Below are 20,600 nucleotides of genomic sequence, written 5' to 3'. Positions count from 1 at the left end.
GAGGTGTCCGTGGACGAAGTGCTGGCTGCGATCACCAGCCCGGCCGGCGAGCTCCGCCCGGACCGGCTGCGCGGTCCCGGCGGCCGGCCCGTCGTGGACGTCCGGACGCTGACCCGGGTGCTGTTCGAGCGGCTCGCCGAACTGCCCCCCGACGCCCCCGAGCGGGAACGGGTCAGGGCCGCCCTGATCGAGGTGAACATCCCGCTGGTCCGCTACGCGGCCACCCGCTTCCGCAGTCGCAGCGAGCCCATGGAGGACGTCGTCCAGGTCGGCACGATCGGCCTGATCAACGCGATCGACCGCTTCGACCCCGGCCGCGGCGTCCAGTTCCCCACCTACGCGCTGCCGACCATCCTGGGCGAGATCAAGCGCTACTTCCGGGACAACGTCCGCACCATGCACGTCCCGCGCCGGCTCCAGGAGCTGTGGGTCCAGGTCAGCGGCGCGATGGAGGAGCTGACGGTGCAGCACGGGCGGGTGCCCAAGGTGCCCGAGATCGCCGCCAGCCTGCGGATCCCCGAGGAGGACGTCCGGGCCTGCCTGGACGCCGGGCGGGCCTACAACGCGGCGTCCCTGGAGGCCGCGCAGGAGCACGAGGGCGGGCTCGCCCTGCTCGACCGGCTCGGGTACGAGGACTCCGCGCTGGCCGAGGTCGAACACCGGGACATGGTCCGCCACCTGCTGGTCCAGCTCCCCGAGCGGGAGCGGCGGATCGTGATGCTGCGCTTCTTCGCCAACCTGACCCAGTCCCAGATCAGCACCGAGCTGGGGATGTCCCAGATGCACGTGTCCCGGCTGCTCTCACGGATCCTGACCAGGCTTCGGACCGGCAACTCCTGGGAAGAGTGAGATTGCAGCGCGTCACCCCGGCGTGACATCTTGCGACGTTCGGGTTTGCCGTGGACCGTGTTCCGGTATGGAGGGGGAAGGCCCTCGCCCGGGAACCACCGCGCGACGGCCCCCGTTCAACTGACAGTCACAAGGGGGTGGGTGCATGTCCGGAGAGCTGGGCACTGCGGAGATCCACGCTGGCCAGGCCAACGGCACGGCCGTCGTCGAGGACCTGGTCCCGCGGCAGCGGGTCGAACCGGTCCGGCCGCCCGGCCCCGAAGCGGGATCGGAGACGCCGCCCGGCTCCGGGCTGGACACCCGGACGCTCTCCCGCTCGCTGTTCCTGCGGCTGGCCTCGCTGGACCCCGGCAGCACGGAACACGCCTACGTCCGCGACACCCTGATCGAGCTCAACCTGCCGCTGGTCCGGTACGCCTCGGCGCGCTTCCGCAGCCGCAACGAGCCGATGGAGGACATCGTCCAGGTCGGCACGATCGGCCTGATCAAGGCGATCGACCGGTTCGACCCGGAGCGCGGGGTGGAGTTCCCCACCTTCGCGATGCCCACCGTGGTCGGCGAGATCAAGCGCTTCTTCCGGGACACCAGTTGGTCGGTCCGCGTTCCGCGGCGGCTCCAGGAGCTGCGGCTGGCGCTCACCAAGGCCGGCGACGAGCTCTCCCAGCGGCTGGACCGCTCCCCCACCGTCGCCGAGCTGGCCACCTGCCTGGGGGTCAGCGAGGAGGACGTGGTCGAGGGCCTCGCGGTCGGCAACGCGTACACCGCCAGCTCGCTCGACTCCAGCACCGGCGAGGAGGACAGCGACGGGCCGCTGGCCGACCGGCTGGGCTACGAGGACCTCGCGCTGGAGGGCGTCGAGTACCGGGAGTCGCTCAAGCCGCTGCTGGCCAAGCTGCCGCCGCGTGAGCGCCGGATCATCATGCTGCGGTTCTTCGGCAACCTGACCCAGTCGCAGATCGGCGAGGAGATCGGGATCTCCCAGATGCACGTCTCCCGGCTGCTCACCCGGACGCTCACCCAGCTGCGCGAGGGTCTGATCAACGAGGGCTGAGCCCGCCGCACCGGGGCCGGGCCGTTCTTCGGCCCGGCCCCGAGCCGTGTGCCGGGCCGATCCTGCGCGGTGGCACGGTTCAGGCCATCGCCGCGCAGCGCCGTCCCGCGACGGGAAATCCGCCCGTCAGCCGCCCATCAGCGGCCCGGATCCCGGGTGTCCGGCGCACCGCGCGGCACCGGGGTCCGCGTCCGACCAGCGGCGTTCCGCCCGGCTCCGGTGACGCATTCCGTACGGTCCGGAATCCCCGCGGCTCGGTATGCTGATCAACCGCGCGAGCACTTCCATTGCATATTCGGACTGTCACATGGCACAGCGGTGCCCGATATTGCATGAACCTGCCCAACGGGGCAGCGGGATGTGCAAGAGTGTGATGGGCAAGGGCAACAGTGCAGGTGTCCCGTCCGCCCCACCGGGCCACACCGTCGGTAACCACCTGTAGCACTCAGCTTCCGATTTTTCATTCTCAATTCATTATTTGCGCCGCCGGTACGGTTCCGGTCACAATCAGCGCCTTCATGGCTTCGCCATGAACGTTGGTAACAGGTTCGCTGCACTCTCGCCCAATTGGCCCCTCGCACCGCTGTCCCTCGACCAGGATGGGCCCCGGGCAGCCTGCTGCCCGCGAACAGCTACACGGGCAGGCGAGCGGCGAGCAGCGCCGCGCCTGCCCCAAGGGGAGGATCACCATGGGTCGAGCGACCCGAAGAGTCGCCGCGTGCGCGGCGGCAGTCCTGCTGGCCAGCGGCCTGCAGAGCACCCTGGCCCACGGCGAGACCACGCCGCCCAGGATCGACCTCACCGTCCTGGTCGTCGACGACGGCGGCCCGTCCGTCGCGGCCATCGCCGCCGAGCTGAAGAGCCAGGGGACGCCCTACAAGGTCGTCAGCCTCAACGACCCCAACCGACCCGTCATCACCTCCGCTTTCCTGAGTGACACGGTGAACGGCCTGCCCCGGGGGAAGTTCCAGGGCATCGTGCTGCCCAACGAAAACCCCTTCCCCAACAGTGCCGCCGAGATGACGGCGATCGCGAGCTACGAAGCCGCATTCAACGTCCGCCAGATCGACGCGTACACGTGGGCCAACCCGGCCGTGGGTCTGAACTACGCTCAGAATCCGGGATTCGTGGGTACTCTGGACGGATTCCAGGGCGCCACCACCGCCGCCGGAACTTCGGGCCCGTTCGGGTACCTCAAGGGCAGCGTCCCGTTCGAGGACAACGACCCGAACGTCAGCGAGAGCTACGGGTACCTGGCCACCCCGCTCGCCGGCCTGCCGGCCGGCTCCTCGTTCGTCCCGCTGGTCGACGCGCCGATACCCAGCACGACCGCCCGCGGTTCTCTGGTCGGCGAGTACACCCACGACGGCCGCAAGGAACTGGTCGTGACGTTCGTCTACAACCAGTACCAGCAGCAGTACCGCCTGCTGGCCCGCGGCATGGTCGACTGGCTGACCCAGGGCGTCCACCTCGGCTACGACCGCAACTACTTCGCCACCCACGTGGACGACGTCTTCCTGGCCGACGACCGCTGGGACACCGCGCTCAAGTGCACCCCCGGCGACGTCACCTGCCCGCCCGGCACCCCGGACACCGCCAACCCGATCCGGATGACCGTCGACGACGCCAACCACCTGAAGCAGTGGCAGGCCGCCAACAACTTCACCCTGGACATGGTGTTCAACGGTGGCGGCAGCGAGGACTGGAAGGCCGACCACGAGACCACCGTGGACCCCACGGCGGACCAGATGATCGCCGACCAGAGCAGCTACCGGTGGGTCAACCACACCTACACCCACCCGTACCTGGGCTGCGTCCAGAACGTCACCGTGGTGCCGTGGGTCTGCAGCAAGAACGCCGCGGGCGGGACGGTCTGGGTCGACCAGAACACCATCTCCACCCAGATCCGGAACAACTTCGACTGGGCCGCCGCGCGCAGCCTCCAGGTCGACCCGCAGACCCTGGTCACCGGTGAGCACTCCGGTCTGCTGACCGCCCCGCAGGAGACCAGCGACAACCCGAACCTGGCGCCGGCGCTGGCCTCCAACGGCATCAAGTTCACCGCCAGCGACGCCTCCCGCGAGAGCGGCCAGCGCGCCGTCGGCACCTCCACGCTGACCGTGCCGCGGTACCCGATGAACGTCTTCTACAACGCCGGCACGGCGAAGGAGGAGGCCGACGAGTACAACTGGATCTACACCAGCAAGGCCAACGGCGGCAGCGGCGTCTGCGAGAACAACGCCAACTCGACCTGCCTGTCGCAGCCGCTGGACGTCAACACCGGCTACCAGTCGTACATCGTGCCGCTGGAGGCCCGGATCGACCTCGGCCACGTGCTGAACAACGACCCGCGGCCGCACTTCGTGCACCAGTCGAACCTGTCCGAGGACCGCATCCTGTACCCGGTGCTGGAGAAGGTCCTCGGCACCTACCGCTCGCTGCACGCGGACAACGCCCCGATCGTGAACCTGAGCCAGCGCGAGATCGGCCAGGAGTTCCAGCGCCGCGCGGCCTGGAACAACGCGCTCGCCGCCGGCCAGGTCACCGCCTACCGGGTCGGCAACACCGTCACCGTGAACGCGCCGTCCGGCGTTCAGGTCCAGGCCACCATGCCGACCGGAACCGCTCAGAAGCTGGCCATCGGAACGGGCGGGTTCGGTTCGTCCTACGCCGGTACCCTCTCGGGTTGGGTGTCCCCGGGCGCGCTGCAGAGCAGCGTCACCCTGCAGCTGCCGTCCGCCCCGGCCGCCCCGGCGGCCGTCGCCCCGAGCGTCGCGGCCAAGTCCGTCCCGGCCCCGGTGCCGGCGGACAAGAAGGTCGTGCCGCAGGGCGTCGCCACCCCGGTCCCGGTGGGCCCGAGCGACACCACGCGCAAGCCCGCCGCGTCCCTGGTCCCGGGTAGCGGAACCCCGGTGCCCGGCAAGGACGTCGTCGCCGGCACCATCGGTCAGGGCGGCAACGGCCACCACGGCGACACCGCTGCGACGAAGAACGGCAAGGCGTCTGGGGGGACGGCCACGCCGAGCAGCACCACCGGACGCTCCGACAACCGGTAACCGGTACCACCCGCCGTCGGCGGGGTCGGGCCGGTCGCCCGGCCCGGCCCCGCCACGGCTCCCGTTCCGGTCATCCAGGCCGGAACCGACGCAAGAACAGGAGGGGGGACAGGAATGCGCGTCACCCTGCTCACCGAGGGGACGTATCCGCACCAGCACGGCGGCGTGAGCGTCTGGTGCGACCAGCTCGTTCAGGGCATGCCGGACGTCGAGTTCGACGTCATCGCCGTCACCGGAACCGGTCACGAGCCGCTGGCCTGGGAACTGCCCGCCAACGTGCGGTCGGTCACCACCGCACCGCTGTGGGGGCCGGCCTCGGAAGGCCGACCGCCGCGCGGCAAGGAGATGCGGCGCTTCCTCAACGCGTACGAGCGCTTCCTGCACTCCATCCTCGATCCGGTCTACACCACCCACTTCGGCACCGAGCTGTACGGCTTCGCCGACCTCGCCAGGCACGGGCTGCTCAGCCCGGCGCTGCGCAGCGAGCGCGCCCTGCGCACCCTCCAGCACGTCTGGACCCGCGACTACCTGCCGACCGCCGTCTCCCGGCCCACCCTGCACGACGCCCTGAACGCCACCGACCTGCTGGAGCACGCCCTGCGGCCGCTCTCGGTCGAGCCGCCCAAGGACGGCGTCGCGCACGCGGCCAGCGGCGGGCTCGCCACCCTGCCCGGGCTGATCGCCGCTCAGCAGTACGGCGTACCGTTTCTGCTCACCGAGCACGGCATCTACCTGCGCGAGCGCTACCTCGGCTACCGCACCGGCCCGTACCGCTGGCCGGTCAAGGCACTGCTGCTCGGCTTCTACCGGATGCTCGCCGAGGAGAGCTACCGGCAGGCCGCGCTGGTCACCCCCGGCAACCGGTACAACCGGCGCTGGGAGGAGCGCGGCGGCACGCCGTCCTCGCACATCCGCACCGTCTACAACGGGGTGGACCCTGCGGCCTTCCCGCCGGCCGGCCCCGAACCCGAGACGCCGACCCTCAGCTGGGCCGGCCGGGTGGACCCGATCAAGGACCTGGAGACGCTGATCCGGGCCTTCGCCATCGTCCGGCGCGAGATCCCCGAGGCGCGGCTGCGGCTCTTCGGCGGCACTCCCAAGGGCGGCGAGGCGTACCGGGACGGCTGCATAGCCCTGGCCGCCGAGCTCGGCATAGCCGACTCGGTGGCCTTCGAGGGCCGCGTCGCCGACATCACCGACGCGTACGCGGCGGGCAACGTGGTCATGCTCTCCAGCATCAGCGAGGGCTTCCCGTTCACCCTGATCGAGGCTATGTCCTGCGGCCGCGCGACCGTCTCGACCGACGTCGGCGGTGTGCGCGAGGCCGTCGGCGACACCGGACTGGTCGTCCCCCCGCGCGAACCCGAGCCGATGGCGGCCGCCGCGATCGAGCTGCTGCGCGACCCCGAACGGCGCGCCCGGCTCGGCGAGGGCGCCCGGCTCCGGGTGATCGAGCAGTTCACCCTCCGCCAGAACATCGACGGCTTCCGCGGCATCTACACCGAACTCCTGGGCACCGCCCGCTGGATGCCGGGCGGCATGGTCGCCGTCACCGACCAGGCCCCCAGCCCCGACTGGGACCGGCAGCTGGCCGCCGCCCGCCCCGAGCCGAGCGAGGTCGGGGCGTGAACGAGCGTTGGAGGTACCCCCGGCCGAAGGCCGCGGGAGAGGGAACCATCGAGCGGCGCGTGTCCCGCGAAGCGGCCGCCGAGCACAGTGAGGTGGGCGCATGAGTGGTCCACTGCGTCTGATCCCCGGCGAGGGCGGTCCCGAGCACACCATGCAGCTGCGCGCGCTGCCGCTCAAGCGCCGCCGCCCCGTCCCGCCGGAGCCGGAGCCGGAAGACTCGCTCTACCTGCCCGCGGACCCGCTGGACGAACTCGCCGAGCGCCTGCGCGAGGTCTGCGCCGACGCCGTCCACCCCTACGAGATCGCGGCCTTCCTGGAGTCCGACGGTCTCTCGGACGAGCAGGCCGCCCTGCTGTACGGCCGCCCCGACGCCTTCACCGTCGCCGAGGAGCTGTTCGAGAAGGTCGAGCGCCGCTACCCCGGCCCGAGCTCCGAGTTCGCCAACCCCTGGCGGGCCGACCCCTGGCGCTGCGTGGTGCGCGGCCTGGTGTTCGCGCTGCCGGGACTCGGCTACCTGCTCGGCGCCAACCTGTTCGCGACCGCCCGGATGCGCTTCGGCCTGCCCTCGGGCATGCTCGCGCTGTCCGTCGCCACGCTGGTCAGCTGGGGCTTCAACCAGGCACTGGCGCACCGCTCCTACCGCTGGCTGAGCCGGCTGCGCCGCCGCGACGCCGCGGTCTGCCTGGCCTTCGGCGCCCCGGCCGGCGCGCTGGTCGCCTCGGCCGCCGCGTACGTGGTCGGCGGGCCGCTCGGCGCGCTGTGCTTCGCCGCCGGGCAGTCCTGCTACCTGGCCGCGGCCACCGTGCTGCTGGTGCTCGGGCGGGAGAAGTTCCTGCTGCTGGCACTGGCCCCGGCCTCGGTCGGCGCGGGCGTGGTGCTGGCGGTGGACGTCCCGCAGCTGGTCCGTACGGTGGTGCTGCTCGCCTCGGTGGCACTGGCGGTCGGGCTGGCCGTCCGGGAGCTGATGGTCTGCATCCGCGGCGGCGAACGCGAGTCCGTCGAGCTGAAGCTGTCGGTCCGCCAGGAGCTCCCGCACCTGCTGTTCGGCCTGGCCTGCGGCGCGCTCACGCTGATCGCCGGCCTCGGCGGGACCATCCACCAGGCCGTACAGACCGGCGGCCACGCCACGCAGGGGACGTCGACCACCCCGACCGGCCCGGCCATGATCGCGCTGACGCTCAGCCTGGGCCTCGCCGAGTGGCTGCTCTTCCGCTACCGGGCGCTGGCGGTGGCCGCGCTGCGCACCAGCCACACCAGCGGCCAGTTCTCCCGCCGCACCGGTGCGATCCTGCTCGGCTGTCTGTTCATCTACCTCACCACCGTGGCCGCGCTGGACGCAGCCGCGACCGTGCTGTGGCCCGGCGCCCCCGCGCTCGGCGTACCGCAGCTCGGCGCGATGCTGCTCCTCGGCGGCTCGCTCTGGCTGGCGCTGCTGCTGAACGCCTTCGGGTTCAGCTGGAGCACCGCCCTCGTCTGTCTGGCCGCCGCGGTCGCCGAGAGCGCCGGGCTGCTGGCAGGTGTGGACCCGATCGTCCTGCAGCTGATCGGCTGCGGGGCGGCCGCCGTCGTCCTCACCGCACTCGCCGGGCCCGCGCTCGGCCGCACCACCCAGCACCGCTGAACACATCGAATATCCCGCACGCCTTCCTTCGCGTGCACCGCCGTACCCGTTCCACCCGAGACACCCACCCGTCGACGGCGGCGGGCCGTCACCCGGCCGCCCCGGCAGATCGAGAAAGCGAAATCCGCATGAGCAGCGTCGCGGTAACCGGAGCCGAGGGCTTCATCGGCTCCCACCTCGTCGAGACCCTGGTCGCCGACGGGCACCACGTCCGCGCGATGGTCCAGTACAACTCGTTCTCGTCCTTCGGCTGGCTGGAGACCCTGTCCGCGGAGGTGCTGGAGTCGGTCGAGATCATCCTCGGCGACGTCCGGGACCCGGGCTCGGTCAACGGCCTGGTCAAGGGCACCGAGGCGGTCTACCACCTGGCCGCCCTGATCGCGATCCCGTACTCCTACCGAGCCCCCCACTCGTACGTGGACACCAACGTCACCGGCACCCTGAACGTGCTGGAGGCGGTGCGCCACCTGGAGATCCCCCGCCTGGTGCACACCTCCACCAGCGAGACCTACGGCACCGCGCAGACCGTGCCGATCACCGAGGACCACCCGATCAACACCCAGTCCCCGTACGCCGCCTCCAAGGCGGGCGGGGACCGGCTGGCGGACAGCTACCACGCCAGCTTCGAGACCCCGGTCGTCACCCTGCGCCCGTTCAACACCTTCGGCCCGCGCCAGTCGATGCGCGCCGTCATCCCGACCGTGATCGCCCAGGTCGCGGCCGGCCAGACCGAGATCACCCTCGGCGACCTGCGCCCGACCCGCGACTTCCTGTTCGTCAAGGACACCGCCAACGCCTTCCGCACGGTGGGCACCGCCCCCGCCGAGACGGTGGTCGGCCGGACCTTCAACGCCGGCACCGGCGGCGAGATCTCGGTCGGCGACCTGGTCACCCTGATCGGCAAGCTGATGGGCGTGGACCTGGTGGTGAAGGAGGACGAGCAGCGCATCCGTCCGACCAACTCCGAGGTCATGCGCCTGGTCGCGGACGCGACCCGGCTGCGCGGGGCCACCGGCTGGGCCCCGGAGTTCAGCCTGGAGCAGGGCCTGGAGCAGACCATCGAGTTCTTCCGCGACCCGGCCAACCTGGCCCGCTACAAGACCGACATCTACAACGTCTGACCCGCCGCAACCGATCTTGCTCGTCCTGGCAACCAAGGTTCGTGTCCTGCACATCCTTTCCGTGGGGGAAACACCATGCACGCAGTGATCCTGGCCGGCGGTAAGGGCGTCCGTCTCCGCCCGTACACCACCGCGCTTCCCAAGCCGCTCGTTCCGATCGGCGACCAGCACGCGATCCTGGAGATCGTGATGCGACAGCTCGCCGCCGCGGGCTTCCAGAGCGTCACCCTGGCCATCGGCCACCTCGGCCACATCATCCGCGCCTACGTCGGCAACGGCTCCCAGTGGGGCCTGCGGGTCGGCTACGCCGTCGAGGACAGCCCGCTCGGCACCATGGGCCCGCTGCTCACCATGCTGGAGCGCCTGCCCGAGCACTTCCTGGTGATGAACGGCGACATTCTGACCGACCTGGACTTCGCCGGGGTGCTCAAGCACCACGAGGCGTCCGGCGCCCCGCTGACCATCGCCACCTACGCCCGTCAGGTCAAGATCGACTTCGGGGTGCTGACCACCTCCGAGGGCACCATCACCGGCTTCCAGGAGAAGCCCAGCATCGACTACCGGGTCTCGATGGGCGTGTACGGCGTCTCCCGCTCGGCACTCGCCGACTACACCCCCGGCCTGCCGCTGGGCTTCGACGAGCTGGTGCTGGACCTGCTGGCCGCCGGAACCCCGCCCGCGGCCTACGAGTTCGGCGGCTACTGGCTGGACATCGGCCGACCCGACGACTACGACCGGGCCAACGCCGAGTTCTCCACCATCCGCCCGGTCCTGATGCCCTTCGAGTCGACCGGCCCCACCCCGGGCGGCGTCGCGGAACTGCCGATCCCGGCCGCCCGCACCGCTCCGGACGACGCGACCGCCGAGCCCGCCGCCGCGGGCGTGGAGAGCGACGGACGGGCCGCGTGAGAATCCTGCTCCTCGGCGGCGACGGCTTCCTCGGCCGTCACGCCACCGCCGTCCTGCGGTCACTGCCCGGTGCCACCGTGCTGACCGCGGGCCGGCGGCCCACCCACGACCTCCGGCTGGACCTGGCCACCGCCCAGGCCGGCCCGTTCGGCGAGGAACTGTCCGCGCTGGCCCCCGACGCGGTGGTCAACTTCGCCGGCGCGGTGGCGGGCAGCGCGGTCAAGCTCGCCGAGGTGAACGCCCGCGGCCCGGCGGTGCTCTGCGAGGCGCTGTCCCTCGGCGCCCCGAAGGCCCGCCTGGTGCACATCGGTTCGGCCGGCGAGTACGGCGTCTGCGCGCGGGGCGAGTCCCTCGCCGAGGACGCCGACGCCCGCCCGGTCGGCGTGTACGGCGCGACCAAGCTGGCCGGCTCCCTCGCGGTGGCCGGCTCGGCGCTGGACGCCGTGGTGCTGCGGGTGTTCAACCCGGTCGGCCCCGGGGCCCCGGCGGGCTCGCTGCCCGGCCGGCTGGCCGCCGAGCTGCGCCGGGTGGCGCCCGAGGGCGCCGACGGCGTGATCACGGTCGGCGACCTCTCCGCGTACCGGGACTTCGTCGACGCCCGGGACGTGGCGAAGGCGGTCGGCCTGGCCGTCACCGCCGACCGCCCGCTCCCCCGGGTGCTCAACCTGGCCTCCGGGCACGCCCGGCAGGTCCGGGCGATCGCCGACGGGCTGGTCGCCGCAGCCGGCTTCACCGGCCGGATCGACGAGAGCGGGGCCGGCTCGGAACGCTCGGCCGGGGTCTCCTGGCAGCAGGCCGACGTGTCGGCCGCCGCCCGGGAACTCGGCTGGCAGCCGGAGACGGAGCTCCCCGACACCCTGCGGGACCTGTGGCTCGGCACCGCCGGGCCCACGCCCGACCCGGTGGTCGCATGACCGCCGGGCAGACCCCCGACGGCCGCCTGCTGGTGCCGCTGTACGTCCACCCCGCGGTGGACCCGGCGGCCTGGCGGGCGGTCGCCGCCGCCGACCCCGCCCGGGTCGCCGCCGTCGTGCTCAACCTCGCCGACGGCCCGGGCGCGGTCCCGGATCACGTCTTCGCCGAGGCGGCCGACGAACTCCGCGCCGCAGGCCTGCCGTTGGTGGGATACACCGACACCGACTACGGACGCCGACCGCACGCCGCCGTGGTGGCCGACATCCTGACGCACCGCCAGCGCCACGGCATCACCGGCGTCTACCTCGACCAGGTCAGCACCCACCCGGGCGCGCTGGCGCACTACCGGCGGCTGGCCACGGCCGCCCGCGCGGCCGGCTGCGGCACCGTGGTGTTCGGCCACGGCGAGCACCCGGACCCGGGCTACGCCGAGGTCGGCCTCGCCGACCTGCTGGTCACCTTCGAGGGCGACTGGGACGCCTACCGCGGCATGACGCTGCCGCTGTGGACCGGCCGGCACGCGGCCTCCCGCTTCTGCCACCTGGTCTACGACGTCCCCGCCGAACACGCCCGGGACGCCGCCGCCCTGATCGCCGCCCGGCGAGCCGGCGTCGGCTGCGCCGTACCGGGAGCCGGGGACAACCCCTGGCGCACCCTGCCGTACGGCCTGAACGCCGCTGAACTGACCTGACCCGATCCGGAGTCCGACTACCGTGAACCGTCGCAACCGGCTGCTTCCGGCCGCCCTGGCCCTCGCCACCGCCACCGCCCTGCTGGTCAGCTCGTGCAGCAGCTCGGGATCGGAGGACGACCAGGACTCGGCCGACGGCACCCCGAGCAACTCCCCCGCGGCCACCGCGCCGAACACCCCCGGCACCCCCGACGCGACCACCGCCGCGCCGGAAAACCCCGCCCCCGTACCCACCGCTCCCGGCACCACCGTCCCGGCCCCGGGCACGCCCGGCGGAACCCCGCCGCCCGCCACCCCGCCCGGCAGCCCGGCACCGCCGCCGGCCGGCGCCCGCTGGCAGCCCACCCCCGGCCTGGCCTGGCAGTGGCAACTCGGCGGCGGCGTGGACCAGTCCGTGGACGTACCGGTCTACGACATCGACGGCTTCGAGAACGACGCCTCGGTGGTGGCCGCCCTGCACGCCAAGGGCCGCAAGGTGATCTGCTACATCAACGCCGGCTCCTGGGAGGACTTCCGCCCCGACTCCGCCGCCTTCGCCAAGTCCCTGCAGGGCTCGGACACCGGCTGGAAGGGCGAGAAGTGGTTCGACATCCGCAAGCTCGACCAGCTGAAGCCGCTGATGGCCGCCCGCTTCGACATGTGCCGGAGCAAGGGCTTCGATGCCGTCGAACCGGACACCATCGAGGCCTACAACCAGAACAGCGGCTTCCCGCTGACCTCCGACGACCAGCTCAGGTACAACCGGATGCTGGCGCAGCTCGCCCACGAACGCGGCCTGGCCATCGGGCTCAAGAACGACCTCGACCAGATCCCGGCGCTGCTCGGGGACTTCGACTTCGCGGTCAACGAGGAGTGCGCGCAGTTCGACGAGTGCGACCGGGTCGCCCCGTTCGTCAAGGCGGGCAAGGCGGTCTTCCACGTCGAGTACAAGCTCGACACGGACCAGTTCTGCGCCAAGGCCAAGTCGCTGGGCTTCAGTTCGATGCGCAAGAAGCTCGAGCTGAACGCCTGGCGCAAGCCCTGCTGAGGATTCCCGCTCCCGTCGCGCGGGTGACCCGGACGAGGGCCACCCGCGCGAGGGTCACTTGACCGCCAGCCAGATGACGCCGCCCAGGACGACCAGCGCGACGACGGCGATCAGCGCGATCACGCCGGTGCGGCTGCCGCTCTTGCTGCTGCCGTAGGTGGAAACGTTGCCCGGAGCCTGCGGGGCCGGGCTCTCGTCGACGAACGCCCGGAACATCTGGGTGCTGCCGGCGGGGTCGTAGTCGTTGTCAGCCATGGCAGGGACTCTAACGAATCGGCCCACCTCAGGCACACCCCGGACCCCCGTCGCGCGGGACACACCACCCCCACGTGCGACAGCGGTACGACGGGCCCGTGAAACCGTACGGTTCACGGAACACACCCCGCCGCGATCCGGTTGACTGGGATCATGACCGGAAACCACAGCCGGGTGAGCCTCGGCACCTCCGACCTGTCCGTCTTCCCGCTCTCCCTCGGCGGCAACGTCTTCGGCTGGACGGCCGACGAACAGCAGTCCTTCGCCGTCCTGGACGCCTACGCGGCGGCCGGCGGCAACTTCGTCGACACCGCCGACGTCTACTCCTCCTGGGCGCCGGGCAACACCGGCGGCGAGTCCGAGACCGTCCTCGGCAACTGGCTGCGCAGCCGCGGCAACCGCGAGGACGTCGTGATCGCCACCAAGGTCGGCATGCTCGCCGAGCGCTACGGCCTGGGCGCCGCCAACGTCAAGGCCGCGGCCGAGGACTCGCTGCGCCGCCTGGGCGTCGAGCGGATCGACCTCTACTACACCCACCGGGACGACGACACCCCGGTCGAGGAGTTCGTCACCGCGCTGGACGAGCTGGTCCGCGAGGGCAAGGTCCGGGCGGTCGCCGCCTCCAACGTCTCCGCCGAGCGGCTCGCCGAGGCGCTGGCCTTCGCCGACCGCGAGGGCCTGGCGAAGTACGTCGCCGTCCAGCCGCACTACAACCTGGTCTCGCGCGACACCTTCGAGGGCCCGCTGGCCGACGTCGTCGCCGAGCACGGCCTGGCCACCGTCCCGTACTACGCGCTGGCCTCCGGCTTCCTGACCGGCAAGTACCGCCCGGGCGTCGGTGGCGTGGACAGCGCCCGCGCCGAGGGCGCCGCCCGCTACCTGGCCGAGCCGCGCGGCCCCAAGGTGCTGGAGGCGCTGGACACCGTCGCCGCCGAGCAGGAGGTGGAGCCCGCCTCCGTCGCCCTGGCCTGGCTCGCCGCCCGACCGACGGTCGCCGCCCCGATCGCCAGCGCCCGCACCGTCGAGCAGCTCCCGGCGCTGCTGGCCGGCGCCACCCTGAAGCTCACCCCGGAGCAGACCGCCCTGCTGGACGCCGCCTCCGCCTGAGCCGCGCCGGTCCGGAAGCTCCCCCCTCGTAGGCCGCGAACTCGCCCCGCTCCGGGCGCGGTTCGCGGCCCGCGACGTTCCGGATCACGTCCGTCGGCTCGGGAACCATCGACGGGGCCGAAAAGTCATGGTCAATGAACGACCATGCACGGACCAAGACTTCATGACCGAGACGCCAGCACGGGGGAACGCTTTGGCTGACAATCCTGCCTGGGACGGCCTGTTCGACGACGAGGACCGGAAGAAGTACGCGGGTCTGCGGCTCAACTCCGCCGGTGGCGGCGGGGGCGGCGGCAAGGTGACCGTCAGCCCCGCAGACCTGAAGGCGCGGGCCGGCACCGTCGACGAGATCAGGGGCAACTTCCACACCGTCGACGACACCGCCGCGGAGAAGACCACCACCGCCTATGCCGCGCTGACCAGTTGGCAGACCGGCCCGGAGCTGCGCAACCGCTCCATCCGCTGGGACAGCCAGGTCTCCACCCTCGGCAACCTCCTCTACGACATCGCCGAGCGGCTGCGGAAGACCGCCGACCAGTACACGGCGACCGAGAACGCCAACAAGCAGAACCTGTCCGGCGGGAACTGAGGGGGCCACCACCGTGCTGAGCTACGAGATCGTCCGCAACGCCAGGATCGAGCCGCTGCACGCGGCCGCCGAGGAGTGGAAGACCCTCCAGGCCCGCTACGTCGGCCTGAAGGACCGGCTGACCAGCGAGGTCGCCGACAAGCTGGCCGCCGGCTGGGAGGGCGAGGCCGCCACCCAGGCCCGCGCGCAGATCAAGAAGGCCGCCGAACAGCTCGACGCCGCCGGAAAGGAGTCCGCCGACATCAGCGGGCTGCTCGCCGACGCCGCCCAGCAGTTCACCGCCGCCCAGAACCTGCTCAAGAAGATCGCCGACGAGGACGGCCCCGCCGACCACCTGAAGGTGGACGGCACCGGAAAGGTCACCGACGTCCACCCGCTGCTCAACGACAAGAGCGCCCAGGAGGACCCGGACTACCAGACGGTGTTCCTTCCCCAGCGCAAGCGCGCGGTGGAGAACCTGGTCCACAGCCTCGAAGCGGCGCTCCAGCAGGCCGCCGACGCGGACCAGGCCGCCGCCTGGGCGCTGCGCGCGGACCCGAACGGCGCGAACGACCACTCGTTCAACGCCAACGGCTACCACAGCCTCCAGGAGGCCACCGAGGCCCGCAAGGACCTCGCCGACGCGCTCGCCCTGGCCGGAAAGGGCGGCGACCTCTCGGTCGAGGAGCTGACCAGGCTCAACTCCCTGCTGGAGAAGCGCAAGAGCGACCCGGCGTTCGCCGAGCAGTTCGCCACCACGCTCGGCCCTCGCGGCACCCTGGACTTCTGGCGCGACGTCAACGACCCGGCGAAGTTCGGCAGGTACAGCAAGGAGCGCAACGAGGCCGTGAAGCGGCTCCAGGCCTCGCTGGGCGCGACCCTGGGCACCGCCACCCAGAGCCACTCCAAGCCCATGCAGGACTGGGAGAACGAGATGATCAAGCTCGGTCCCCAGCTCGTGAAGCGCGAGGGCGGTGGCCCGATGCCACTGGGCTACCAGCTGATGAGCAGCCTGATGCGCTCCGGCGAGTACGACTCCGACTTCCTCAACTCCTACGGCGAGAGCCTGCTCAAGTACGAGCGCGACGCCAAGGTGGATCCGCAGGTGGTCTGGGCGCCCGACTCCACCCAGCCGAAGTGGGACCACCTCGGCGAGGGCCGTGGCGGCGACGCCGTGGCCGGCTTCATGGAGTCGCTCAGTCACAACCCCCAGGCCTCCACCCGCTTCCTGGACCCGGGCGACCCCCGGACCAACGACCACCTCAAGTACCTGCTGGACGAGCGCGGTTGGCCGGACGAGATCCGCGACGGCAAGTACGTCCAGGGCCAGCACTCGCTCGGCCTGGCCATCGAGGCCGCCGCCACCGGCGACCGGGCGGGCCAGGAGGACACCGTCAGGCATCACAGCGAGGCCCAGGCCCGGGTCATGCGCGACACCGTCAACATGCTGGACGGCGGCATCGGCCACGAGAAGCTCCCGGCCGGCATGCAGCGCCCGATCGCCAACGCGCTGGCCGACTACACCGCCGACACCCACGACATCCTCTCCGGCACCAACCGCGCCGCCAAGGACCACTCCGGCGAGGACGCCAGCGGCGTCTGGGTCGACCCTGTCACCGGGGAGACCAGGATGGCGACCGACAAGGGCTCCCTGGTCCGGGTCCTGCGCGGCATCGCCGACGACCCCGAGTCCCACCACGTCGTCCAGCAGGCCGAGATGGTGCACGTCGCCCAGCAGCTCGCCGAACTCCCGCCCAACGTGGGCGAGAAGGAGTGGAAGGGCGTGATGGCCAACTCCTCGGTCGCCCTCGGCGTGTACGACGCCGTCCAGGCCGACGCCATCCTCGACGAGCGCGACGACGACACCAAGGTCAAGGCCTGGCAGGCCAAGGGCCTGTACCAGGGCATCGGCACCCCGCTGAAGCTCGTCCCGGTCCCCGGGGTCGGGGCGATGGCCCAGAGCCTGCTCGGTGACGGGATCATGGGGTGGCAGATGAACGCCACCGCCGAGATCAACGCGGCCGCGGCCGGCCGGATCGAGGCGAACACCCTCACCGGCGCCGACGGCCGCAGCGGACACGAGGGGATCAGCGCCATGGTCGAGAAGTGGCAGCAGCAGCGGGCCGGACTCAACCCGGACGCCCCGGCCGTCGACTGGGACGAGCAGCAGATGCGGACGATCTACAACACCGGCCGCAGCGACGCCGCCGCCGCCCTCGGCCGCGGGGGCGAGAACAAGTGACGGCCGAGCCCGCGGAACCGCGCGGGGCCCGTCGGCGGTGGCGGCTTCCGGTCGCCGCCGCCGTCGGGCTGGTCCTCGTCACCGGCGCCGTGTTCTACCTGGGCGGCGGGTACGACCGCTGGCAGGACGGCCGCTCGCTGGCCGGGCTCTGCCACGGCAGCGTGGACACCACCGAGGTCGAGGACCTGCTCGGGGTGGACCGGGCGCGCGGCAAGGACGCCAAGGTGCCCGAGGGCCTGGCCGCCTGCTCCGTGGACAACGCCGGGAATCCCGGCAACGGCTTCCTGGACGTCCGGATCGACCGGAGCCAGCAGCGGGCCGACGGGGCGCTGCACAGGCTCGGCCGGGACCGTCCGAACCTCTCCACCACCATGGTGATGCCGCTCGGCCACGGCCGCAGGGGCGTCCTGGACCTCCAGGGCCGGATCGGCGCGACCGCCGTGGTCGCCCTGGACTGCCCCGCCCCGAACTCCCCTGGCCTGCTGGTCACCGTCGGGGCCGTCCCGGCCGACGGCAAGCACGTCCTCGACGACCCGGCCCGGCGGGCCCGGTTCGCCCGCTTCGCCGCCCGCGCCGCGGACGGCGCCGCCCGGGTCTGGGGCTGCACCGCGCCCTCCGGACCGGAGATCACCGAGGTCCCGGCGGACACCCGGTACGTCAAGGTCGCGGACGGCGCGGCCACCGGCACCTGCGCCGGCCTGTCCGGCACCACCAACGAGTCCGCGGCGGACCCGGACGCCCCGATCGAGGACTGCTTCCTGTACGCCGGCCAGGACGCCCCGCGCTTCCGCCTGGGGGCGTACTACCCGCCGTTCGCGGACGTCCTCCCCGCGGTCGCGGACTACCCGGTCACCGGCCCGGCGGGTGCCAAGGACGACGTGGCCTGGGCCACCGCCACCTGCCCCGGCGGCGCCACCGCCCTCTTCACGGTGGCCACCGTGTTCGACGGGAACCACATCGCCGCGCCCGACCCGGCCCTGGAGAAGGACGCCCTGCGGATCTTCGCCGCCCGGTCCGCCCAGCGCCACGGCTGCTCGGCGCCCCAGCTGCCCTGAGCACACGGGACGGGCCCCCGGCGGCATCGCGCTGCCGGGGGCCCGTCACCGTTCTCGCGGCTACGGCCGCCCGAAGTGGGTCGGGTAGTAGCCCGAGTTGAGTGTCGAGACCCGGACGGTCGTACCCGGCCGCGGGGCCTCCACGAACTTGCCGCCGCCCAGGTAGATGCCCACGTGGTGGATCCCCGAGGCCCGGCCGCTGTCGGACCAGAACACCAGGTCGCCGCGGCGCAGCTGCCCGGCGCTGATCGGCGTGGTCGCCGCGTACTGGTCGTCGGCCACCCGCGGCAGGCTGATCCCGGCGCGCCGGTAGGCCTGCTGGACCAGTCCCGAACAGTCGTAGCCGGACGGGCCGTTGCCGCCCCAGACGTACGGCTTGCCCAGCTGGGCGAGCGCGTAGTCGATGGCCGCCTCCATGCTCCCGGAGGCCGGCGCGGGGTTCGTCGACGGACGGCTCGCGGGGGGCGCGGGCTGGGCGGTGGCGCCGGCCGAGCCGCCGGACTGACCGGCGTGGCTCGCGTAGACGTCGTAGTGGCTGGTCCAGCGCCACTCGCCACGGCCGTTCTTGAACCAGTACTTCGACCCGTCCCAGCCCTGGCGCATCCCGGCGGAGGAGGCCGAGCCGTTGGAGACGGCCTGGGCGGTGGCGCCGGCCGAGCCGCCGGACTGACCGGTGCGGCTCGCGTAGACGTCGTAGTGGCTGGTCCAGCGCCACTCGCCACGGCCGTTCTTGAACCAGTACTTCGACCCGTCCCAGCCCTGCTTCCCGGCCGCGGCGTGCGCGGATCCGGCGCCGGCCGTCAGGCCGACGACGCCGGCGCCCGCCAGCACGGTGGTGGCCAGACAGGTGCTCCGCACGGCCCGGTGTATTCGGCTGCCGCCGGCCGCCGCCGCGGAGCGGGCGGTGCGCGGCCGGACGACGCAGTTCGCGCAGCCGCAGCCCTCGATCGCTGGGATGCGGCCGAGGCGCTCCTCGAAGCCGATCAGACCGGGATCACCGTCGGGGCCGAGCGGGCCCACGGCCTCGGCGGGTTCGGCGTACGCGCCGGTGGCTATCCTCATGCGGGTCGTCCTTCCTTCCGCCCGGCGCGGGCGGCCGGGGGCGGTACCGAGGCGGCCACTCCGGCCGGGGCGACGAAGGCGACCAGCAGCTGTTCCATCAGCGCGCTGCGGGCGGCCTCGTCCAGTTCGTGCGCCGTCGCCCGCTCCAGACGGCGGACGGCGAGCGCCGCCGCCTCCACCGCGTCGTCCACCAGCACGGTGCGCAGACCGGCGTCCAGGTCGGCCAGCCGGCGGCGGCGCATCGACTCGGCCACCTCCGGCGCGTAGTCCAGGGCCAGCGGCTGCACCGAGTAGACCTCCAGGCCGGCCGGGGCGACTTCGGCGGCCAGCGCCCTGGTCATCTCGTCGGCGAACCACTGCCCGTCGCGCAGCGCCGGTCCGGGCGCGGCGTTGCTGTCGCAGGGCAGGGTGGACGCGGTACGGGTGAGTACCGCCTGGACCTGCTCGCGCAGGTAGCTCTCGTGGTCCTCGATCGCCAGCAGCGCCCGTGCGGTGTCCTTGACCCGCCAGACGATCAGCAGCCGGACCACGATCGGCGTGCCGGTGCGGTCGACGACCCTGACCGGCTCGCTGCGCCAGTGCCGCAGCCGCACGTCCGCCCGCCGACGGCGCAGCAGCGGGTTGACCCAGACCAGGCCGGTCCGGCGGACGGTGCCCCGGTAGCGGCCCCAACGGGTGAGCACCCGGGTCTCGCCGCCCGCGTTGACCAGCAGCCCGGAGAGCGCGGCCACCGCCAGCAGGCCGGCCGCGGCCGCCGCGGCGATCCACTTCGCGTCCACCTCCACCAGGCCGCTCTCCCGCACGGCACTGCCCCGCAGGTCGGGCAGCGCGTCCCAGTACGGGATGACACCGGTGCGCAGCAGTACGAGCAGCACGCCGACCACGCCGATCAGCACCGCCAGCAGGGCGACCCAACCGGGCAGCGCGGTGGCGGGCTGCTCCCGCAGCGCCTGGTCGGCGCGCGGCGGGCGCCGGGAGGTGGTGGCGGCCGGGGCCCCGGCCGCCGTGGGGTCCGGGAGTTCGACGGTCTCCGGGGCGGCCGACTCCAGCGGGTCGCGCACCGCCGTCGCGCCGCCGGCCGGCGACGGGTGCGGGACGACGGCCAGCGGGGTGGTCGCCGGACCGCTGTCGACCGGGCCGCCCGGCTTGACGGTCCGGACGGTCGTGGCGCTGGCCAGCGGACTGGAGCCGGAGCCGGAACGTTCCGGCAGTGCCGGCGGGAGCGCCTTGGGCAGGTTGTCGGGTCGCTGCGAAGAATCGCGGGTGACGTCCATGCACGGATCCTCTGGGTCTGTGTGTCGCGCAACGGGCGGCCCGGATCTGACGGGCAGTGCCAGGGTCAGGCTAAGTTCATACGTCATCAAATGCGACATTTGAACCGAGGTGTGTCGACATTTACTGACGAATCATCCAAAGCCGACCTGACGCGCAGGCACATGAGT

The 20,600-nt window shown here is 72.4% G+C and carries 16 protein-coding genes and 1 pseudogene; 14 read left to right on the top strand and 3 right to left on the bottom strand.

The window, feature by feature from the left end; all coding sequences use genetic code 11:
* Positions 1-3 precede the first annotated feature (3 nt).
* The 10 genes and pseudogenes from ACWDBE_RS19365 (at position 4) to ACWDBE_RS19320 (ending at position 12,869) form a co-directional block, all read left to right on the top strand.
* Entirely contained in the window at positions 4-849 is an 846-nt protein-coding gene (locus tag ACWDBE_RS19365) for an RNA polymerase sigma factor SigF (RefSeq protein WP_449788496.1), read from the top strand.
* Positions 850-994: 145 nt separating this feature from the next.
* A complete protein-coding gene (locus ACWDBE_RS19360) occupies positions 995-1,900 on the top strand; it encodes an RNA polymerase sigma factor SigF (RefSeq protein WP_449808619.1) in 906 nt (301 codons plus the stop codon).
* 689 nt (positions 1,901-2,589) lie between these two features.
* Positions 2,590-4,956 carry a hypothetical protein gene (locus tag ACWDBE_RS19355; RefSeq protein WP_449788498.1) on the top strand — a complete coding sequence of 789 codons (2,367 nt, stop codon included), beginning with the start codon at positions 2,590-2,592 and terminating at the stop codon, positions 4,954-4,956.
* A gap of 114 nt (positions 4,957-5,070) precedes the next feature.
* Positions 5,071-6,585: a GT4 family glycosyltransferase PelF gene (gene pelF / locus ACWDBE_RS19350; protein ID WP_449808618.1), complete on the top strand. Its 1,515-nt coding sequence runs from the start codon at positions 5,071-5,073 to the stop codon at positions 6,583-6,585.
* A gap of 100 nt (positions 6,586-6,685) precedes the next feature.
* Complete coding sequence (locus tag ACWDBE_RS19345; protein WP_449788500.1) at positions 6,686-8,206, top strand: hypothetical protein; 1,521 nt, start codon at positions 6,686-6,688, stop codon at positions 8,204-8,206.
* 128 nt (positions 8,207-8,334) lie between these two features.
* The gene (locus tag ACWDBE_RS19340) at positions 8,335-9,327 is read left to right on the top strand and encodes an SDR family NAD(P)-dependent oxidoreductase (RefSeq protein WP_449788501.1); all 993 of its coding nucleotides are present in this window, start codon (positions 8,335-8,337) and stop codon (positions 9,325-9,327) included.
* A gap of 75 nt (positions 9,328-9,402) precedes the next feature.
* Positions 9,403-10,104 (top strand): annotated as a pseudogene (locus ACWDBE_RS19335) (nucleotidyltransferase family protein); the annotation flags it as partial.
* 128 nt (positions 10,105-10,232) lie between these two features.
* Positions 10,233-11,150 carry an NAD-dependent epimerase/dehydratase family protein gene (locus tag ACWDBE_RS19330; RefSeq protein WP_449788502.1) on the top strand — a complete coding sequence of 306 codons (918 nt, stop codon included), beginning with the start codon at positions 10,233-10,235 and terminating at the stop codon, positions 11,148-11,150.
* Positions 11,147-11,842: a spherulation-specific family 4 protein gene (locus tag ACWDBE_RS19325; protein WP_449788503.1), complete on the top strand. Its 696-nt coding sequence runs from the start codon at positions 11,147-11,149 to the stop codon at positions 11,840-11,842. The genes ACWDBE_RS19330 and ACWDBE_RS19325 overlap by 4 nt, the downstream gene beginning before the upstream one ends.
* 22 nt (positions 11,843-11,864) lie before the next feature.
* Positions 11,865-12,869: an endo alpha-1,4 polygalactosaminidase gene (locus ACWDBE_RS19320; protein WP_449788504.1), complete on the top strand. Its 1,005-nt coding sequence runs from the start codon at positions 11,865-11,867 to the stop codon at positions 12,867-12,869.
* A 54-nt stretch (positions 12,870-12,923) separates the two neighbouring features.
* Here ACWDBE_RS19320 and ACWDBE_RS19315 read toward each other — a convergent pair whose 3' ends face one another.
* A complete protein-coding gene (locus tag ACWDBE_RS19315; RefSeq protein WP_449788505.1) occupies positions 12,924-13,124 on the bottom strand; it encodes a hypothetical protein in 201 nt (66 codons plus the stop codon).
* A 153-nt stretch (positions 13,125-13,277) separates the two neighbouring features.
* Between ACWDBE_RS19315 and ACWDBE_RS19310 the strand changes: the two genes are divergently transcribed.
* The 4 genes from ACWDBE_RS19310 to ACWDBE_RS19295 all read left to right on the top strand — a co-directional run bounded on the left by ACWDBE_RS19310 (position 13,278) and on the right by ACWDBE_RS19295 (position 18,096).
* Entirely contained in the window at positions 13,278-14,231 is a 954-nt protein-coding gene (locus ACWDBE_RS19310; protein ID WP_449808617.1) for an aldo/keto reductase, read from the top strand.
* Between the two features lie 193 nt (positions 14,232-14,424).
* Complete coding sequence (locus ACWDBE_RS19305; protein WP_449808616.1) at positions 14,425-14,820, top strand: WXG100 family type VII secretion target; 396 nt, start codon at positions 14,425-14,427, stop codon at positions 14,818-14,820.
* 13 nt (positions 14,821-14,833) lie between these two features.
* Positions 14,834-17,041, top strand: a complete 2,208-nt coding sequence (locus tag ACWDBE_RS19300) for a hypothetical protein (protein ID WP_449808615.1) — start codon at positions 14,834-14,836, stop codon at positions 17,039-17,041.
* The gene (locus ACWDBE_RS19295; RefSeq protein WP_449808614.1) at positions 17,038-18,096 is read left to right on the top strand and encodes a hypothetical protein; all 1,059 of its coding nucleotides are present in this window, start codon (positions 17,038-17,040) and stop codon (positions 18,094-18,096) included. The genes ACWDBE_RS19300 and ACWDBE_RS19295 overlap by 4 nt, the downstream gene beginning before the upstream one ends.
* A gap of 60 nt (positions 18,097-18,156) precedes the next feature.
* Here the strand turns inward: ACWDBE_RS19295 and ACWDBE_RS19290 are convergent, their stop codons facing one another.
* Positions 18,157-19,158 carry a C40 family peptidase gene (locus ACWDBE_RS19290; RefSeq protein WP_449808613.1) on the bottom strand — a complete coding sequence of 334 codons (1,002 nt, stop codon included), beginning with the start codon at positions 19,156-19,158 and terminating at the stop codon, positions 18,157-18,159.
* A complete protein-coding gene (locus ACWDBE_RS19285) occupies positions 19,155-20,432 on the bottom strand; it encodes an SPFH domain-containing protein (RefSeq protein ID WP_449788511.1) in 1,278 nt (425 codons plus the stop codon). Before ACWDBE_RS19285 ends, ACWDBE_RS19290 begins: the two co-directional genes overlap by 4 nt.
* Positions 20,433-20,600: the final 168 nt, after the last annotated feature.

The sequence above is a fragment of the Kitasatospora sp. NPDC001132 genome (assembly GCF_053598415.1).
This window is presented reverse-complemented; position numbering and strand designations above follow the sequence as displayed.